This window comes from Rhizobium sp. Nf11,1, from assembly GCF_050587665.1.
Classification (GTDB): Bacteria; Pseudomonadota; Alphaproteobacteria; order Rhizobiales; family Rhizobiaceae; genus Rhizobium.
Genome location: NZ_JBOBHU010000040.1, coordinates 1 through 18,677 on the forward strand (window position 1 = coordinate 1; position 18,677 = coordinate 18,677).

Below are 18,677 nucleotides of genomic sequence, written 5' to 3' on the forward strand. Positions count from 1 at the left end.
GGGGAGAAGAGGGAATCGAGAGGCTGCGGCTTGTCCTTCGCCCGTTTACGGGACCAAGGGCGAACTTAACCCGCTCCCTCGATCGCCCTACACATCTGCCTGACCACAGCGACATCCGTCCGGTTCGTACTCTTCGCCTCGAAACCAAACGCCACCGCGCGCGGATCGGCGCTTTCGACCGGCGAGCTGCAGGATCCATGCACTTCCCGGGCGCCGGTCGCACGGAGAATTTCGCCGACATTGGCGGGGCGGATGCCGCTGCCGGGCATGATCGAGATGCGGCCGGCCGCTTTCTCCGAAAGACGCTTCAGCGTGTCGATCCCATCGGCGGCCTTGACCGCGCGGCCGGAGGTGAGGATGCGTTCGCAGCCGAGTCCGATTGCCTGTTCCAGCGCCTGATCGGCGTCCGGCACCAGGTCGAAAGCGCGGTGCAGCGTCGAACCGAGGCCGACGGCATGCGCTTTCAGCCGGCGGATCAGCGGCAGGTCGAGCGTGCCGTCCGGGCGGTTGGCGCCGATGACGACGCCGGCGAGGCCGGCGGCGCGCACCGCCTCGATGTCGAGCATCATCGCCTGCTCGTCGAGGCCGTCGAAAATGAAGGGGCCGGCATGCGGGCGGATCATGGCATAGATCGGAACGGCCGCCCGGGCAGCGATCCGCATCAGGCTCGGCAGTGGCGTCAGGCCGCCGATCTCCAGCGCCGAGCAGAGCTCGATGCGGCCGGCGCCGCCTTCGATCGCGGCAGCGAGACCCGCGGCGCTGTCGACGCATACTTCGAGCAAAATCGTCATGCAGTCTCCCTGGCTCCGTCGACCTGTCTTGTGATGTGCGCGGCCGTTTCCGACGTCATCCTGGCAGCCGCAGCGATGATCATCTCGCAGGCATCGGCAGCGGCTTTTCGATGGTTGAAGGCGACGTGATAGGACATCGGCAGACGCTCGTCGAGATCGACGATGCGCACCTTGTCGGCGATCGGCATGGCGCTGACGCGGCCGAGGAAGGAGACGTAGCCGTGATTGGCCACGAGGTCGACGATGACAGGCAGCGAATCCGCCGCGGTGATATCCCGGCTGCGCAAGCGCCGGTCGGGTGCGCGCTCGTCGCTGAAGGCCATGGCGGCGTGGCCGAGGCCGGTGCGCGGGCTCGGCGTGCAGATCGCATGCGCGGCGACGAGTTCGGCGACCGAGGTTTGCGTGCTTTGCGGCGGCGCGATCAATACCATGTCGGTCTGCAGCAGTTCGCGATGCCGGAAGTGATCGAGGCCGAAGACCGAATCCAGGATGGCGACATCGATGCGGCCGCTCTTCAGCGCCTCGCGCAGGTCGTCGGCGGTCATCGAGACCAGCGAGATCGCATTATTGCTGCGGTGCGCATTCCACTCGGAAACGAGCAAGCCCAAGCAGCGCGCCACCCAGCTTTCCGATCCGGTCGGGATGATCGAGCCGATGCGCAGCGATCGGGCGGTGCGCCGGTAGCGCTCGTCTGCGGCCGATTTCAGATCGTTCCACGCTTGACTGATCGCCATGAAGATCTGGTAGGCGTGCCGGCCCTCCTCCGTCAGCACCGAACCCTGCGCCTGCCGCTCGAACAGGCGGCAACCAAGGAACTTCTCGAGATTGGCAAGCTGCAGCGAAAGCTGCGGTTGCCCCAAGCGAAGGCGGCGGGCGGCGCGGTTGATGCTGCCCTGGTCAGCCACCTCGAGAAAACGCTCGATCGCGACGACCTTGACGGGAATACGCGACGCCCAGGATTCGTAAGCCTCGGCGGTCGCGCTCTCATGGCCCACGAGTTGATGAAGCTGCCCGATCGCAGCAGTGATCGGCTCCAGCCCTTCCTGCACCCTGTCGCTTGCGAGCAGCGTCGCCAGCTCGCCCGACGAACGTTCCGTCAACTTCATCGCCAATTCGGTTTCAAGCTGGCGGATCGCCGTCGAGGCGGTGGAGGGCGACAGCTGGAAGCGGCGCGCGGTCTCGCGGATCGAGCCGGAACTCAGGACATGGCCGGCAATGAAAAGGGCACCCAGATGCAAAGAACTCGCTCCGAAAGCGCTGGAAAAACCGGACGATATGATGTGTTCGGCAAAAAAGATATCCCCGCCTGAGGATCGGCGTTCTATCGTCTGCGCATAAAAATCCGGGCGGCGATGTGTTCGCAAGAAGAGCACCGGACCATCGCGGAAACATGCAAGGGGACAAAAACAAATCGCGCCGGCCCTGGAAAAGGGAATGCGTTTCCGCGCAGGGAGATGCGTTCGCCGCCATAATCGTTAGCGCGACCGCAAATACTGGAGGGGGCTTGCATCGATTTTTCGGGTAGGCACGCTATTTCCATGACGCACGCAATTCGGATGATGGCGGCCTCACCGCCCTCGCCGGCGGATTTCCTGCGCGCAAGCTCCCGGGCTTGAGCCTTATCAACGGTGTTTAAAAGGGGATATTCCATGCTGAAGAAACTCGCACTTGCCGTTTCACTCTCCGCCTTCGCGGCGGGTGCGGTTCAGGCCGCAGACGTCGTCGTCTCGTCGAAGATCGACACGGAAGGCACGCTGCTCGGCAACGTCATCGCGCTCGCGCTCGAGGCGAACGGCATCAAGACGCAGGACCGTATCGCGCTTGGCGCCACACCCGTGGTGCGCAAGGCGATCACCGCAGGTGAAATCGATATCTATCCCGAATATACCGGCAATGCCGGCTTCTTCTTCAACAAGGCCGACGACGCCGCCTGGAAAAACAATGAGCAGGGTTACGAGCTGGCGAAGAAGCTCGATTACGAAGCCAACAAGATCGTCTGGCTGACGCCGTCGCCGGCCAACAACACCTGGGCGCTTGCCGTGCGCAACGACGTCGCCGAGCCGAACAAGCTGAAGACCATGTCGGACTTCGGCAAATGGGTCGCCGGCGGCGGCGCCGTCAAACTTGCGGCTTCGGCCGAGTTCGTCAATTCCGCCGGCGCGCTGCCCGCCTTCCAGACGACCTACGGCTTCCAGCTGAAGCCCGACCAGACGGTCGTGCTCTCGGGCGGCGATACCGCGGCGACGATCAAGGCGGCCGCAGACCAGACGAACGGCGTCAACACCGCCATGGTCTATGGCACCGACGGCGCGATCGAGGCGGCCGAACTCACCGTTCTCGAAGACGACAAGGGCGTGCAGCAGGTCTATGCGCCGACTCCGATCATCCGCGAGGAGGTGCTGAAGGCCAATCCGAAGATCGAGGAAATCCTCTCGCCGATCTTCAAGAGCCTGAGCGCCGACGAATTGCGCAAGCTCAACGCCAAGATCCAGGTCGACGGCGAGCCCGCAAAGTCCGTCGCCGAAGCCTATCTGAAGGAAAAAGGCTTCCTGAAGTAATCATCGCCCGCTCCGCCCCTCGCGGGCGGAGCCTCCCTTTGCCGACAGGCCAGACAGGGTTGGATTGATGGAAGAAACCTCAGCGGTCCGCAGACTGGACCGGCTCGGCGTGGTTCTGGTTGCGGGCGGCATTGCGGCGACGGCGCTGATGCCCTTCATCTATGTCAAGGCGAACCGCATCGCCGCCGGCAAGCCGATGCTGCTGACGCAGCTTCTTCCCCAGCCCTCCGTCATTGTCCTTATCGTCCTCCTCGTCCTGACCGCCTTAGCCACCTTGTTCCTCGCCAATGCAGTGGCGCGGCTTGTGGTCGCCACATTTTGCCTGGCGGCGCTGGTCGCGGCGATCGGCCTCGTCTCGACCGCGGCGACGCCGCCCGGCAGCACGGTGGCGCGCATGACGCTCGGCGGCGGTTTCTGGCTGCTGTTTGCGGTGATCGGGCTGATCATCTCGGACGCGCTGGTCAAAATCCGGCTGGCGCCCTGGATGCGGGTGGCAGCGCTGGCAGCTTACACGGCGATGCTCTTCACCTTCCTCGCCTCCGGCCTGCTCGACAGCCTGTCGATTATGAAGGAATTTTCCACGAGGGCGGCGCAGTTCCGGACGGAGGCATTTTCGCATCTGCTGCTGGCGCTGGGCTCGCTTGTTATCGCCATTGTTCTCGGCCTGCCGCTCGGGATCCTCTGCTTCTGGGTGCCGAAACTGCGCGCCGTCGTTCTGCAGGGCCTGAGCCTCATCCAGACGATCCCCAGTCTCGCCCTCTTCGGCCTGTTGATGCTCCCGCTTGGTTATCTCGCCACCCATGTGCCGCTGGCGGCCGCTGTCGGCATCCGCGGCATCGGTACGGCGCCGGCGTTGATCGCGCTGGTGCTCTATTCGCTGCTGCCGATCGTGGCCAATACCGTCGTCGGCCTGCAGGGCGTCGATCCCTCCGTGCGCGATGCGGCGGCCGGCATGGGGCTGACCCGCCGGCAGATCCTTACCGGCATCGACATGCCGCTCGCCTTTCCGGTCATCCTCACCGGCATCCGCATCGTGCTGGTGCAGGCGATCGGCATGGTGACGATCGCCGCGCTGATCGGCGGCGGCGGTTTCGGCATCTTCATCTTCCAGGGGCTCGGCCAGACCGCGATGGACCTCGTCCTGCTCGGCGCCGTGCCGACCGTCTTCTTCGCCTTCTCATCGGCCGTCATCCTTGATGCGGTCATCGACAGCATCCGGGGGCCCGCCGCATGAGCATGATCGAGATCAGCAACGTCACCAAGCGCTATGGTCCGGCGACCGTCGTCGACAAGGTCTCGATGCGTGTCGAGAAGGGCGAGATCACCGTCATCGTCGGCACGTCCGGCTCCGGCAAATCGACGCTGATGCGGATGATCAACCGGCTGGTGCCGATCACCGAAGGCGAGATCTTCGTCGGTGGTCAGAATGTGATGGACGTCGAGGTCACCGAACTTCGCCGCAAGATCGGCTATGCCATCCAAGGCCACGGCCTGTTTCCTCATCGGACCGTGGCGCAGAATATCGCCACCGTGCCGCAGCTGCTCGAATGGGATTCCAAACGCATCGCCGCCCGCGTCGAGGAGCTGCTCGGGCTTTTCAACCTCGATCCGGCTGAGTTCGCCGACAAATATCCGCATCAGCTTTCCGGCGGCCAGCAGCAGCGCGTCGGCGTCGCGCGGGCGCTGGCCGCCGAACCGGAACTGCTGTTGATGGACGAGCCCTTCGGCGCGCTCGATCCCGTCATCCGCGGCAAGGCGCAGGACGACCTGCTGGCGATCCAGAAGCAGTTCGGCACAACCATCATCCTCGTCACCCACGATATGGACGAGGCCTTCCATCTCGGTAATCAGATCGCGGTGATGAGCAAGGGCCGATTGCTGCAATGCTCGACGCCGGAAAAGATCCTCACCGAACCCGCCGATCCCTTCGTGCAGCAGCTGACCGGCACCTCCGACCGCGCGCTGAAGCTGATGTCGCTGCTGCCGCTGAAGGAGAGCATGGAGCCGGCCAAGGGCGGTCTTTCCTATGCCTTGCCGCAGTCGCTCAGCCTGCGCGACGCGCTGGCCGAAATGATCTGGCAGGGGGTCGACGAGGCGGCGGTGCAGGACGGCGAAAAGGCGCCTGTGGGATCGATCTCGATGGCGCGGCTGCTCGAACTGGGCCGCAAGGCATGAAACTCGTCGCCGCCAATTTTTTCCGCGTGGCCGCGCTTGCCCTGCTGCTCATCCTGCTGTTCAGGACGGATTGGCTTTCCTTCCTGTTTGTGCCGCTAACGAACAATAATGCGCCCGCGGTCTATACGCAGAACAGCCTTGCCTCGCTCGCGCTCGGACATCTGCAGCTCGTCGTCGGCTCGATCGCCTGCAGCGCCGTGCTTGCCGTTCTCGGCGGCATCTTCGTGACGCGGCAAAGCGGCGCCGATTTCCTACCGCTGTCGCGCGCCATCGCCAATGCCGGGCAGACCTTCCCCCCTGTCGCGGTGCTGGCGCTGGCCGTGCCCGCCACCGGCTTCGGCGCCATGCCGACGCTGATTGCGCTCTTCCTCTACGGCCTGCTGCCGATCTTCGAAAACACCGTCGCCGGCCTGAAACAGGTGTCGCCGCAGGTGCTCGACGCCGCCGACGGCATGGGCATGAACGGCACGCAACGTCTATTCCGCGTCGAGCTGCCGCTTGCCCTGCCGCTGATCCTCGAAGGGCTGAAGGTCGCGACGGTGATCAATATCGGCACGGCAACGATCGGGTCGACGGTTGCGGCCAAGGGCCTCGGCGAGGTGATCATCGCCGGGCTGATATCGGACAATACCGCCTTCATCCTGCAGGGCGGGCTGATCGTCGGCCTGATGGCAGTGTTGATCTATGACGCCATGGGCCTCGTCGAAGCGGCGATCACGCAAAGAATCGGCTTGCGCGCGGCTTAAGATGACCGCTACCAAGGCTGCCGTGATCGACGCAATGGGAGGCAGAATTGGCGAAGATGATCCACTCCATGATCCGTGTTCTCGACGAGGCGCGCTCGGTCGAGTTCTACGGCAAGGCGTTCGGTCTTACGATCGCCGACCGCGTCGACTTCGACACCTTCACGCTGATCTATCTGAGCAATGCCGAGACCGGATTCGAGCTGGAGCTGACCGTCAACAAGGGCCGCACCGAACCCTATGATCTCGGCAAAGGCTATGGCCATCTCGCCGTCTCGGTCGAAGAAGTCGCCATTGAGCGCGAGCGCTTGGTGAAACTGGGGCTCAAACCCGGCGAGCTGGTGGAGCTCAACCGCGACGGCAAGTTGTTCGGCCTGTTCTTCTTCGTCAGCGATCCCGACGGCTACAAGATCGAAGTGCTGCAGCGCCACGGGCGGTTTCTCTAGGACATAAGATGATTGCGAAAACTGCGCTCGATTCCGGCTGGACGCTTCACTGCAACGATACAGGAAGGCCGGGACTGCCGGATGCGATACCGGCGACGGTGCCCGGCTGCGTCCATACCGACCTTCTCGCCAACCGGCTGATCGCTGATCCCTATATCGACGTCAACGAAATCACCAATGACTGGATCGGCAAGACCGACTGGACCTATCGCTGCCGGTTCGAGGCCGCGCCGGATGAGGGCAGAGTGCATGAGCTCGTCTTCGACGGGCTCGATACGATCGCGGTGATCAGCCTCAACGGCGAAGAGATCGGCCGCACTTTCAACATGCACCGCACCTACCGTTTCGATGTTTCCGGGCTGCTGAAGGCCGGCGTCAACGAACTCTCCGTCACCTTCCGCTCCGCCTATGCCTATGGCGCAGAGATGGAGAAACATTACGGCTACCGCCCCAACAACTATCCAGGCCCGGGCAATCTGATGCGCAAGATGGCCTGCAATTTTGGCTGGGACTGGGGGCCGACGCTGGTGACGGCGGGCGTTTGGAAGCCGGTGCGTCTGGAAAGCTGGGATCGGGGGCGGCTTGCCGAGACGCGGGTGTCTGCAAGCCTTGCCGGCGGCGACGGACTGGTGATGGTGCATGCGAGACTGGCGCGGCATGGCGATCACGGCCCGTGCCGGCTGGCCGCCGAAATCGGCGGCGTGACCAAGACAGTAGCAATTGGCCCCGGCGAAGACGCGGTTTCCTTCGAACTCCGCCTCCCCTCGCCGCAGCTCTGGTGGCCGCACCATCTCGGCGCGCAGCCGCTCTATCCGCTGACGCTCACGCTGATCGACGAGGCCAGCGGCGATCTGCTCGACAGCTTCGAGCGCGAGCTCGGCTTCCGTTCGCTTAGGCTCGATACCTCGGCCGACGAGCACGGCTCGGCCTTTACCTTCGTCATCAATGACGTGCCGCTCTTCATCGCCGGCGCCAACTGGATTCCCGACGATTGTTTCCCCTCGCGGGTGACGGCCGACCGTTATGCCGCACGGATCGACGAGGCGAAGGCCGCCAATATCCATATGCTGCGCGTCTGGGGCGGCGGCATCTTCGAGCGTGATGAGTTCTACGCTGCCTGCGACCGAGCCGGCATGCTGGTCTGGCAGGATTTCCTCTTTGCCTGCGCCGCCTATCCGGAGGAGGAGCCGCTTCGAAGCGAGGTCGAGGCGGAGGTGCGCGACAATGTCGCGCGGCTGATGCCGCATGCCTCATTGATCCTCTGGAACGGCAACAACGAGAATATCTGGGGCTTCGACGAATGGGGCTGGCGGCCGGTCATCAAGGCCGGCGAGAGCTGGGGGCTCGGCTATTATCTCGACCTGCTGCCGAAGCTCTGCCGCGAGCTCGATCCCGACCGGCCCTATTATCCCGGCAGCCCCTATTCCGGCTCGATGGAGATCGAACCCAATGCCGACGGACATGGCTGCAAACATATCTGGGACGTGTGGAACGATGTCGGCTACGAGATCTACCGCAACTTTATCCCGCGATTCTGCTCCGAATTCGGCTGGCAGGCGCCGCCCGCCTGGGCGACGATCGAAGAGAGCGTGCACGATCAGCCGCTGACGCCGCAGTCGAACGGCGTTTTCCATCATCAGAAGGCAACGCAGGGCAATGACAAGCTGATCCGCGGTCTTGCCGGCCATCTGCCGGAACCGAAGACGATGGAGGACTGGCACTTCGCCACCCAGCTCAACCAGGCGCGCGCCATCCGTTTCGGCATCGAGCACATGCGCTCGCATCGGGCTATCTGCAAGGGCGCGGTAGTCTGGCAGTTCAACGACTGCTGGCCGGTGACCTCCTGGGCCGCGCTCGATTCGGCCGGACGCCGCAAGCCGCTCTGGTATGCGCTGAAATCAGCCTATGATCCGCGCCTGCTGACGATCCAGCCACGCGAGGGCGGACTGGCTGCGGTCGCCGTCAACGAGAGAACGCTGTTCTGGCGGGCGAAGATTGCCGGCAAGCGTTTGACGCTCGATGGAACCGTGCTCGCCGAATTCGAATTCTGGCGGCTGCTCTGCGACCGTTTCGAAGCGAAAGAGTTTCCGCTGCCGAGCAATATCGTCACTCCGAACTTACCGAAGGACGAAGTCGTTGTCGTCGAGATGCTGGACCGGCGGGCGTTTCACTATTTCGTCGAGGATATCGACCTCGCCCTGCCAGCGCCGCGGCTGAGCGTCGATGTCACCGGGATCGACGGGGGCTTCGCCATCACGGTGACGGCGGAGAATTTTCTAAAGGACCTCTGCCTGATGGCGGATCGGCTGGATCCGGAGGCGGTTGTGGATTCCATGCTGGTGACGTTGTTGCCGGGCGAGAGCCATGTGTTTGCGGTGAAGACGGGAAAGGCGATCAGGGCAGAAGATATCACCGTCGGCACCGTGCTGCGATCGGCCAATGATCTTGTTGCCGGTTCGCGCCAGTGACTGCCCCTCACCCTAGCCCTCTCCCCGCTTGCGGGGAGAGGGGACGTGCCCTGCGAGAGTTTGGTGGGAACGGAGAGCTTGCGGCATGGTCCCTTCGCCCCGTTTACGGGGAGAAGGTGGCGGCAGCCGGATGAGGGGCCGCCAAGCTCACGACATCACCAACACCAAAAAGGCCCCGCTGCTAACGGGGCCCTTCCAGCTCGGTCCATCGGACGAGATTACATCCAGTAGGGCGGCACGCCGTAATAATCATAGACCCGGCGGCCATTATCGTTGTACCAGGTGTCGTCATCGTCCGAACAGCTGGGTGCGCCTTCGATCTGCTCCTTGGTCAGGTCGATTCGATAACCGTCCAGCTGGGTGTCGTAGTTCAGCTTTTCCCAGGGCAGCGGATAGTGGTCGTGACCGATGCCCAGGAAGCCGCCGAAGCTCAGCACGGCATAGGCGACGCGTCCATCACGCTTGCCGATGATCAGGCGTTCGATCGAGCCGATATGCCGGCCATCAGGGCCATAGACTCGGGTGCCTTCGACGCGGTCGCTGGCGATCAGCGAATGCGTTTCCTTGGTGTTCGGGTCACGGCGGCTGGCGTCGGTGTCCTGATTCAACATTTGAACCTCCTTTGGTGTTTCCTCATGGTTGGTATGAAGGGTCAACGCCATTGCGGACTCAAAGTTCCCACCCTTTCGACGACCGCGATGGGCTATTGTTGACGTTTACGTCAAGGTTAGTATAGCTTCATACGGCTTGAACCATACAGGCAATGGCATAAGCTGCGGGACTGGAAGATGGAGGATGCTTCCGGTCAATTGCGGACCGGTCGACCACGACTCGATCGGCGCGGCGGCCGCAAGGGAGAGAGAGACACGATGAGCAGCATTTCCGTCCATCCGAACGGAGCAAAAGCGGACAAGCCCTGGCTTGCCACCTATCCCGATATGGTTCCGGCCGAACTGCCGCCGCTGGAACATGCCTCGCTCGCCGAACTTCTGGAAAAATCCTGCGCCCGTTACGCCGACCGGACGGTTTTTTCGAGCATGGGCAAGGCGATGAGCTATCGCGAGCTCGAAAGCCAGACGCGCAAGGTCGCCGCCTGGCTGCAGAGCATCGGCCTCGAGAAAGGCGACCGCGTCGCGGTGATGATGCCGAATGTGCTGCAGAACCCCGTCGCCACATATGCGATCCTTCGGGCCGGCCTGGTGGTCGTCAATGTCAATCCGCTCTATACGCCGCGCGAACTCGAACACCAGTTGCGTGATTCCGGCGCCAAGGTGATCTTCGTGCTGGAGAATTTCGCCCGCACCGTCGAGCAGGTCCTCAACAAGACCGACCTGCGCCATGTCGTCGTCACCTCGCTCGGCGAAATGCTGGGGCCGAAGGGGCTGATGGTCAATTTCGTCGTGCGCAAGGTGAAAAAGCTCGTTCCCTCCTGGTCGATCCCGCAGCATAAGAGCTTCAGTCAGGTGCTCAGCGAAGGCGCAAGGAAAAGTCTCCAGCCGGTCGCGCTGACGGGTGGAGACATCGCCTTCCTGCAATATACCGGCGGCACAACGGGCGTTGCCAAGGGCGCGGTGCTGACACATCAGAACCTGCTCGCCAACAAGCTGCAGCTGTCGCTGTGGCTGCGGTCGGCTTTCCAGCGCAAGAAGCAGCCGGAGGTGCTGAATTTCCTATGCGCGCTGCCGCTCTACCACATCTTCGCGCTGACGGTGAATTCGCTTATGGGCATGTCGCTCGGCGCCCACAATATCCTGATCGCCAATCCGCGCGACATTCCCGGCCTCGTCAAGGAGTTCGGAAAGTCCAACATTCACATCTTCCCCGGCCTCAACACGCTGTTCAACGCGCTGATGAACAATGCCGAATTCGCCAAGCTCGATTTCTCCTCGCTCGTCATGTCGCTTGGCGGCGGCATGGCTGTCCAGCGCCCGGTCGCCGAGCGCTGGCTTGCTATGACTGGCACTTCGATAACGGAAGGCTACGGCCTTTCCGAGACATCGCCTGTCGCCACCGCCAACCGCTTCGATTCGGTCGAGTTCACCGGCTCGATCGGCCTGCCGCTGCCCTCCACCGAACTCGACATTCGCGACGAGGACGGCCGTTCGCTGCCAGCAGGCGAAATCGGCGAGATCTGCATCCGCGGGCCGCAGGTGATGGCCGGCTATTGGCAGAAGCCGGAGGAAACGGCGCGGGTGATGACATCAGACGGCTATTTCCGCTCGGGCGACATGGGTTTCATGGACGAGCGCGGTTACACCAAGATCGTCGACCGCAAGAAGGACATGATCCTCGTCTCCGGCTTCAACGTCTATCCGAACGAGATCGAGGAAGTCGCCGCCATGCATGCCGGCATCCTCGAAGCCGCGGCGATCGGCGTGCCGGACGGCCATTCCGGCGAGGCGGTCAAACTCTTCGTCGTCAGAAAGGATCCGAACCTGACGGAAGCGGAGGTGAAGGCGCATTGCATCGCCAATCTCACCAATTACAAGCGCCCGCGTTTCATCGAATTCCGCACCGAACTGCCGAAATCGCCCGTCGGCAAGATCCTGCGCAAGGACCTGCGCGTCTGAATTTGACACTGTGATGAAATTCAAGCCATCCGCTTCCCGCGGGTGGCTTTTTTCATATTGGAGCGACGGCTGAACTTGATTTGCGCCTGAGAAAGCGAATAGTTTCCGCAACCTTTCCGCCTTAAAAGGAGCCTCCCATGAACGCCATCGTCGAACAGCTGAAAAACACTGCTGACGCCACCAAGGCGACCGATCTCCGCGCCGCCTTCGCCGCCGATCCGCAGCGCTTTTCGCGCTTTTCCGTCTCGCTCGACGATCTGCTGATGGATTATTCCAAGACGGCGGTGAATGACGAGATCCTCAAGCTCTTGGTCAAGCTCGCCGAAGAGGGCGGCGTCGAAAAGAAGCGCGAGGAGATGTTCTCCGGCAAGGCCATCAACTTCACCGAGGACCGCGCCGTCCTGCATACCGCGCTGCGCAACCGGTCCAACACGCCTGTCCTCGTCGACGGCAAGGACGTCATGCCTGACGTCAACGCCGTGCTTGCCGCCATGGGCAAGTTTGCCGACGAGATCCGCTCCGGCACGCTGAAGGGCGCCACCGGCAAGGCGATCACCGATGTCATCAATATCGGCATCGGCGGCTCGGATCTCGGCCCCGTGATGGCGACGCTGGCGCTTGCCCCCTTCCATGACGGCCCGCGCGCCCATTTCGTCTCCAATATCGACGGCGCTCATATCGCCGATATCCTGAAGCTGGTGCAGCCGGAGACGACGCTCTTCATCGTCGCCTCTAAGACATTCACGACAGTCGAGACGATGACCAATGCGCAGACGGCGCGCAATTTTATTGCCAAGGCGCTCGGCGATGCAGCCGTGCAGCACCATTTCGCCGCCGTCTCGACGGCGCTCGATAAGGTCGCCGCCTTCGGCATCGACAGCGCCCGCGTCTTCGGTTTCTGGGACTGGGTCGGCGGCCGCTATTCGATCTGGTCGGCGATCGGTTTGCCGCTGATGATCGCCATCGGCCCGGAGAATTTCGGCAAGTTTCTCGACGGCGCGCACGCGGTCGACAATCATTTCCGTAAGGCGCCGGTTACCGAGAACCTGCCGATGCTACTCGGCCTGATCGGATTCTACCACCGCAATGTGCTCGGCTACCCGACCCGCGCCATCCTGCCCTACGACCAGCGCCTGTCGCGTTTCCCGGCCTATCTGCAACAGCTCGACATGGAATCCAACGGCAAGGGCGTGACCGTCGACGGTACGCCGGTCGAGGGCAATTCCGGCCCGGTCGTCTGGGGCGAACCCGGCACCAATGGCCAGCACGCCTTCTATCAGCTCATTCACCAGGGCACGAGCATCATCCCGGCCGAGTTCATGATCGCCGCCAATGCCTTCGAGCCGGAACTGCGCCACCAGCACCAGCTGTTGATCTCCAACGTGCTTGCCCAGTCCGAGGCGCTGATGAAGGGTCGCACCTTCGCGGAAGCCAAGAAGCAGCTGACCGACAAAGGCATGGACGACAAGAAGGCCGATTTCATCGCGCCGCACCGCGTCTTCCAGGGCAACCGGCCGTCGATCACCTTCGTCTACGACAAGCTGACCCCTTACGCCCTCGGCCGCTTGATCGCGCTCTACGAACATCGCGTCTTCGTCGAAGGCGTGCTCTTCCGCATCAACTCCTTCGACCAGTGGGGCGTCGAGCTCGGCAAGGAACTGGCGACCGGCCTGCTGCCCGTCGTCGAGGGCAAGCAGAGCGCGGCGAGCCATGATTCCTCCACCCAGGGCCTGGTCGCGGCGCTGGCGAAGCTTGCGAAGTGAATATGGAGAGGTTTTTGCCCTGTCGCCCCTCACCCTAACCCTCTCCCCGTAAACGGGGCGAGGGGACGTGCCCTGTGAAAACTGGGTGGGGGACGGAGAGGTCGCGGCATGTTCCCTTCTCCCCGCGGGCGGGGGTCCGAAGGACGGGTCGAGACCCGTGGCTCGACCCCGGTCGGTGCCGGCAGGCGGATGAGGGGCGGCCGCCAGATCGTCATAATGGCCGCAAATGATTAGATTGATTTCGGCGGGCTTGGCGCCGCTGCCCTGCAAAAACCGGATTGAATGTTCTACTAATAGAAAATTGTAGAAAGAATTCTTTCAATTCGCCGCCATCGCCCTAGATTCAAGCAAAATCTGTGCGCATGGTACTTCCGACGACATGACCTATCAAACCGGGGATGATACCCCGTTCCACTGTTTCCGCTGGTCTATACACCGGGCAATTCGCATCCGGATCTGCTCTTTTGATGGCGGCGCCTGCCCTGCATTAGCCTTGCCCCGCCCCGGAGGCTCCCCGGAACCCTGGCACAGAGCGTTTTCCCGATCCATCTTCGCTAAAGGAAGCTCATGAGCCGTCTTATCGTCGTTTCCAATCGTGTTCCCATGCCGGCCAAGGATGGGAGTGCTGCGGCCGGTGGCCTCGCCGTCGCGCTGCAGGCAGCCCTGCAGGCGCGCGGCGGCATCTGGATGGGATGGTCGGGAGAGTCGAGCGGAGACAGGGAGCCCAGCGCGCTGTCGCTGCTGCAGAAGGGCAACATTACCTATGCGCTGACTGATCTCACCGACACCGACGTCGAGGAATATTACCGCGGCTTTGCAAACCGCGTTCTCTGGCCGATCTGTCATTACCGCCTCGATCTCGCCGAATATGGCCGAAAGGAAATGGCCGGCTATTTCCGCGTCAACCGCTTTTTCGCGCATCGACTGGCGCCGATGATCCAGCCGGACGACATCATCTGGGTTCATGATTACCACCTCATCCCGCTGGCGGCCGAACTGCGGCAAATGGGGCTGAAGAACCGGATCGGCTTCTTCCTGCACATTCCCTGGCCGCCCGCCGACATTCTCGTCACCATGCCGGTCCATGAAGAAATCATGCGCGGCCTTTCCCATTACGACCTCGTCGGCTTCCAGACCGACTACGACCTGCAGAACTTCGCCGGTTACCTGAGACGGGAGGGCATCGGCGACGACCTCGGAAACGGATTGTTCGATTCGCACGGGCGGATCTTCAAGGCCGGCGCCTATCCGATCGGCATCGAGACCGCAGCCTTCGCCGAATTCGCAGAGCGAGCCGCAGACAATGTCATGGTGCAGAAGACCCGGCGCAGCATCGAAGGCCGCGACATGATCATCGGGGTCGATCGCCTCGATTATTCAAAGGGCATTATCCAGCGTCTGGAAGCGTACGAACGCTTCCTCACCAGCAATCCGGCCTATCAGAACAAGGTCACCTATCTGCAGGTCACGCCGAAATCACGATCGGAAGTCCCCGAATACGAGCATATGCAGAAGATGGTCGCCGAACAGGCCGGCCGCGTGAACGGCGCCATCGGAACGGTCGACTGGGTGCCGATCCGCTATGTCAACCGATCGATCAGCCGCACCGTACTCGCCGGCCTCTACCGCCTGGCGACGATCGGGCTCGTCACGCCGTTGCGCGACGGCATGAACCTCGTCGCCAAGGAATATGTCGCCGCCCAGGATCCGGATCGCCCGGGCGTCCTGGTGTTATCGCGCTTTGCTGGCGCGGCACGAGAGTTGAAGGGGGCGCTGCTGGTCAATCCCTACGATGTCGAGGGCACGGCCAATGCGCTTGCCAGGGGCCTTGCCATGTCGCTCGAGGAGCGCCGCGACCGCTGGAGCATGATGATGGAACATCTGCTCTCTCACGACGTCTCGCTCTGGTGCGAAACCTTCCTGCGGGACCTGGTGACCGCTCCAGAACTTCGGTCGGTGCCGGCAGGCGGATGAGGGGCTGATGCTCGCTTAAGCCTTAAAGCCCGATCTCGTGCGCCCAGGGCGGATTGGCGCCGGCGCGGGAAACGGTGACGGCGGCGGCCTTGGCGCCGAGCGTCAGGGCGTTGCGCACCGCCTGTTCATCGAGCGAGGCGACCCGCTCTTTGGTCAGCAGATTATCCCTCTTCAGCGAGGCAAGCACGCCGGCGTCGAAGGTATCACCGGCGCCGACCGTGTCGACAACGGCAACGCGCTCGCTCGGCACCGTCACCTTGCGATCCCTGGTGTAACCCGAGGCGCCTTCCGCGCCCTTGGTGATGACGACGAGCTTGGCGCCCTCAGCCAGCCAGTGGGCGGCGAGCGCGTCATGGTCGCCTGAAAGACCGAACCAGTCGAGATCCTCGTCGGAGAACTTGACGATGTCGGACTTTGCCGCCATGCGCCGGATGCGGGCCATATGAGCCTGCTTGTCCTTGATGAAGCCCGGGCGGATGTTGGGGTCGAGCGAAATGACGCGGCGGGCCGCTTCCCGGTCGAGCAGTGCTTCGTAGGTTTCGCCGCAGGGGCTCGGGATCAGGCTGATCGCGCCGAAATGCAAGGCTTCGCAATCATCGCCGAGAACAGGCAGGTCGGCCTCGGTGATCATCCGGCCGGCTGTGCCCTCATCGTAGAAGGCATAGGTCGCCTGGCCGCTGACCAGCTTGACGAATGCGATCGTCGAAGGGCGCGGGGTGATGGCGCATGGGCTGTAATCGACATTGCTCGCCTTCAGTGTCGCCAGCAGGATTTCTCCCATCATGTCGTCGGCGATGCCGGTGAAGAAGGCGGTGGGAATGCCGAGGCGGCCGAGCGCGATGGCGGTATTGAAGATCGCGCCGCCGGCATAGGGCGCAAAGCCCTTCTCACCAAGGGTGGTGTCCCTCGGCAGCATGTCGATCAGGGCTTCGCCGCAGCACAAAATCATCGGATTCCTCCCAACAGCATTTCTATCTTCATCAAGCGCTTAAGTGAGCTTTTGTCAACCGATTAGAGCGAAAGCTCACTCACTCCACCATTCCTCGCCGACCACGCCAATGGCGCATCGAGAAAGGCCTCGACCTCTGCAAGCGTCTTGTCGTCGAAAAGCTTCTCTGCCCTGGCAACCGCAAGGACGCTGCGCCAGGTGGCGATGTGATGCAGCCTCACCTTGCCGTCGGCAAAACGCTGATCGCCGAAAATGCCGTAGAAGAACAGCGCGATACCGTGATCGACGATGCCGCCGGCGGCGCGAATGGCGTCGATGAACTTGAACATGCTGCCGCCGGCCGTCGTCAGGTCCTCGATGACGAGCACGCGCGAACCTTCGGGCATATTGCCTTCGATCTGGGCGTTGCGGCCGTGGCCCTTCGGCTGCTTGCGGACGTAGATCATCGGCAGGCCGAGGCGATCTGCGAGCAGGGCAGCGAAGGGAATGCCGGCGGTCTCGCCGCCGGCGATGCAATCGAACTGCTCGAAACCGGCATCGCGCAGCAGAGTGCTGGCGGCAAAATCCATCACCGTCGAACGGATGCGCGGATAGGACAGGAGCTTACGGCAATCGATATAGACCGGGCTCGCCATGCCGGAGGAGAGCTTGTAAGGCTGAGCCGCATTGAAATGCACCGCTTTGATCTCCCAGAGCATCTTGGCCACCAATTCGGCCATCAGGGCGCGGTCGGGAAATGCGGTCTGGATCATCGGGCTCTCCTTCGGTTTTGCGTCTCCGGCAATAGCAGCAAGCGCCCACCGTTTCCAGACGCAGGCGATCTATTCCAGCAAGAGACGGCCGATATCGGGTCCCTGCATCTTCTTGAACAAGGCAATCGTCCGGTCGCCCTCCTCTGCATCCAGCGAGACGGCATAACGCACGGCGGCGGCAAGCAGCTGCATCGTCAACCGGGCGATCGCCTGAAGTTCGCTGCGGTCCCGATCCGGCCAGAGGCGCACGAGCACGGCGAGAAATGCCTGGGTATGGAATTCCATGTCTTCGGCATCGACCTGCTGCAGCAGCTTGTCGGTGTGGGTCGCATGCCAGATATCGCGCATCACGGGCTCGCGGCGGAAGAACGCATAATATTCGTCGACGATGTTGGCGAGCGCGGCCGGCAGGGCGGCGGCGTCGACGACCTTCGCCAGTTCCGCCTCGACACAGCGCCTGCCCTCTTCGTTGAAGCGCTCGGCCAACGTCCGGATAATCGCGCTCTTGTCGGGGAAATACTGGTAGAGGGCGCCGAAGGAAAGGCCAGCCTTTTCAACGATCCCGCTCATCTTCAGGCCGTCGCTGCCATGGCTTTCGATCAGTTCGGCGGCGACGGCGAGGATTTTTTCGAAACGCTCGCGGCCGCGCTGCTGGCGCGGGATGCGGCGCGGCTGGCCGCCACGGTCCTGCTGGCGTCTGCGCGTTGCGCGTTTCTGCTCCGACATCGGCTCTCCTTCACGTTGACAAACAAAATAAGAGAGTTTATCTCATATGGCAAATCCGAGAGTCTCTCTTATTTCATTCCCGCAAGGAGCTTCGGCATGCAGATCGTCCTCATCCTTTCCCTCGTCGCCGCGGCGATCGGCAGCGGCCTCGTCGCCGGCATCTTCTTCGCCTTCTCGACCTTCATCATGACCGCCTTCTCACGCATCCCGGCCGAACAGGGCATTGCGGCGATGAACTCGATCAATGTGACGATCGTCCGCTCGCCCTTCATGGGCCTCTTCGTGCCGACGGCGATCCTCTGCCTCGTCATCGCCGTCCTCGCGGTGATCGACTGGCGCGGCGGCGCGTCCGCGCTGATGCTGGCGGGTGCAGCCATTTATGTGTTTGCCTCCTTCCTCTCGACGATCATCGTCAACGTGCCGATGAACGACGCCCTGGAAAAGGTCAGCGGCAGCGGGGCGGCGGCGGTGGCGCTCTGGACCTCCTATGTCAGGGATTGGACGTGGTGGAACCATGTGCGAACCGTGGCCTCGCTGCTCGCCTCGGCCGCTTTCGTGCGGGCGCTGATGATGGTTTGAGCAGCAGGCGCCCACACTCAAGAGAGCCTCATCCTGAGGAGTCTCGCCGGGCCATCGAAGGACAATGCGGGTGTGCCGGTGGGCGATCCAGGCAAGGAGCAGCGTTGCGAGGTGTCCTCCGAGGCTCGCCCTATGGGCTACGCGCCTCAGCAACCGTGTTGTTGCGGTTCGCTCCATGGGCTA

General features: G+C 62.7%; 16 protein-coding genes. 10 read left to right on the plus strand and 6 right to left on the minus strand.

The window, feature by feature from the left end; all coding sequences use genetic code 11:
• Positions 1–65 precede the first annotated feature (65 nt).
• A complete protein-coding gene (locus ACQ7C1_RS30710; RefSeq protein ID WP_430961065.1) occupies positions 66–791 on the minus strand; it encodes a copper homeostasis protein CutC in 726 nt (241 codons plus the stop codon).
• A complete protein-coding gene (locus ACQ7C1_RS30715) occupies positions 788–2,029 on the minus strand; it encodes a LysR family transcriptional regulator (protein ID WP_430961066.1) in 1,242 nt (413 codons plus the stop codon). Before ACQ7C1_RS30715 ends, ACQ7C1_RS30710 begins: the two co-directional genes overlap by 4 nt.
• A 411-nt stretch (positions 2,030–2,440) precedes the next feature.
• Here ACQ7C1_RS30715 and osmF point away from each other — a divergent pair, with 411 nt between their 5' ends.
• The 6 genes from osmF (at position 2,441) to ACQ7C1_RS30745 (ending at position 9,181) form a co-directional block, all read left to right on the plus strand.
• Entirely contained in the window at positions 2,441–3,349 is a 909-nt protein-coding gene (gene osmF, locus ACQ7C1_RS30720; protein ID WP_285191837.1) for a glycine betaine ABC transporter substrate-binding protein OsmF, read from the plus strand.
• Between the two features lie 67 nt (positions 3,350–3,416).
• Positions 3,417–4,583, plus strand: a complete 1,167-nt coding sequence (locus ACQ7C1_RS30725) for an ABC transporter permease (protein ID WP_430961067.1) — start codon at positions 3,417–3,419, stop codon at positions 4,581–4,583.
• Positions 4,580–5,524 (plus strand): ABC transporter ATP-binding protein, encoded by a 945-nt coding sequence (locus tag ACQ7C1_RS30730; protein ID WP_221114865.1) that lies wholly within the window; start codon positions 4,580–4,582, stop codon positions 5,522–5,524. The genes ACQ7C1_RS30725 and ACQ7C1_RS30730 overlap by 4 nt, the downstream gene beginning before the upstream one ends.
• Positions 5,521–6,270, plus strand: a complete 750-nt coding sequence (locus ACQ7C1_RS30735) for an ABC transporter permease (RefSeq protein ID WP_221114866.1) — start codon at positions 5,521–5,523, stop codon at positions 6,268–6,270. The genes ACQ7C1_RS30730 and ACQ7C1_RS30735 overlap by 4 nt, the downstream gene beginning before the upstream one ends.
• Positions 6,271–6,317: 47 nt before the next feature.
• Positions 6,318–6,713, plus strand: coding sequence for a VOC family protein (locus ACQ7C1_RS30740; RefSeq protein WP_430961068.1), 396 nt, complete (start codon positions 6,318–6,320; stop codon positions 6,711–6,713).
• Positions 6,714–6,721: 8 nt separating this feature from the next.
• Positions 6,722–9,181 carry a glycoside hydrolase family 2 protein gene (locus tag ACQ7C1_RS30745; RefSeq protein ID WP_430961069.1) on the plus strand — a complete coding sequence of 820 codons (2,460 nt, stop codon included), beginning with the start codon at positions 6,722–6,724 and terminating at the stop codon, positions 9,179–9,181.
• A 218-nt stretch (positions 9,182–9,399) separates the two neighbouring features.
• Here ACQ7C1_RS30745 and ACQ7C1_RS30750 read toward each other — a convergent pair whose 3' ends face one another.
• Positions 9,400–9,792 (minus strand): PRC-barrel domain-containing protein, encoded by a 393-nt coding sequence (locus ACQ7C1_RS30750; protein ID WP_430961070.1) that lies wholly within the window; start codon positions 9,790–9,792, stop codon positions 9,400–9,402.
• 258 nt (positions 9,793–10,050) lie between these two features.
• Here ACQ7C1_RS30750 and ACQ7C1_RS30755 point away from each other — a divergent pair, with 258 nt between their 5' ends.
• The 3 genes from ACQ7C1_RS30755 to otsA all read left to right on the plus strand — a co-directional run bounded on the left by ACQ7C1_RS30755 (position 10,051) and on the right by otsA (position 15,488).
• Positions 10,051–11,751, plus strand: a complete 1,701-nt coding sequence (locus tag ACQ7C1_RS30755; protein WP_430961071.1) for a long-chain fatty acid--CoA ligase — start codon at positions 10,051–10,053, stop codon at positions 11,749–11,751.
• A 137-nt stretch (positions 11,752–11,888) separates the two neighbouring features.
• Complete coding sequence (pgi, locus tag ACQ7C1_RS30760; protein WP_430961072.1) at positions 11,889–13,514, plus strand: glucose-6-phosphate isomerase; 1,626 nt, start codon at positions 11,889–11,891, stop codon at positions 13,512–13,514.
• A gap of 567 nt (positions 13,515–14,081) precedes the next feature.
• On the plus strand, positions 14,082–15,488 hold the full coding sequence (gene otsA, locus ACQ7C1_RS30765) for an alpha,alpha-trehalose-phosphate synthase (UDP-forming) (RefSeq protein WP_430961073.1): 1,407 nt from the start codon (positions 14,082–14,084) through the stop codon (positions 15,486–15,488).
• Between the two features lie 22 nt (positions 15,489–15,510).
• Here otsA and ACQ7C1_RS30770 read toward each other — a convergent pair whose 3' ends face one another.
• The 3 genes from ACQ7C1_RS30770 to ACQ7C1_RS30780 form a co-directional block, all read right to left on the minus strand.
• A complete protein-coding gene (locus ACQ7C1_RS30770; protein WP_430961074.1) occupies positions 15,511–16,437 on the minus strand; it encodes a carbohydrate kinase family protein in 927 nt (308 codons plus the stop codon).
• A 62-nt stretch (positions 16,438–16,499) separates the two neighbouring features.
• A complete protein-coding gene (locus ACQ7C1_RS30775; RefSeq protein WP_085776794.1) occupies positions 16,500–17,189 on the minus strand; it encodes an orotate phosphoribosyltransferase in 690 nt (229 codons plus the stop codon).
• Positions 17,190–17,258: 69 nt separating this feature from the next.
• Positions 17,259–17,915 carry a TetR family transcriptional regulator gene (locus ACQ7C1_RS30780; RefSeq protein ID WP_430961076.1) on the minus strand — a complete coding sequence of 219 codons (657 nt, stop codon included), beginning with the start codon at positions 17,913–17,915 and terminating at the stop codon, positions 17,259–17,261.
• A 96-nt stretch (positions 17,916–18,011) separates the two neighbouring features.
• Here ACQ7C1_RS30780 and ACQ7C1_RS30785 point away from each other — a divergent pair, with 96 nt between their 5' ends.
• Positions 18,012–18,494 carry a DUF1772 domain-containing protein gene (locus ACQ7C1_RS30785; protein ID WP_430961077.1) on the plus strand — a complete coding sequence of 161 codons (483 nt, stop codon included), beginning with the start codon at positions 18,012–18,014 and terminating at the stop codon, positions 18,492–18,494.
• Positions 18,495–18,677 lie beyond the last annotated feature (183 nt).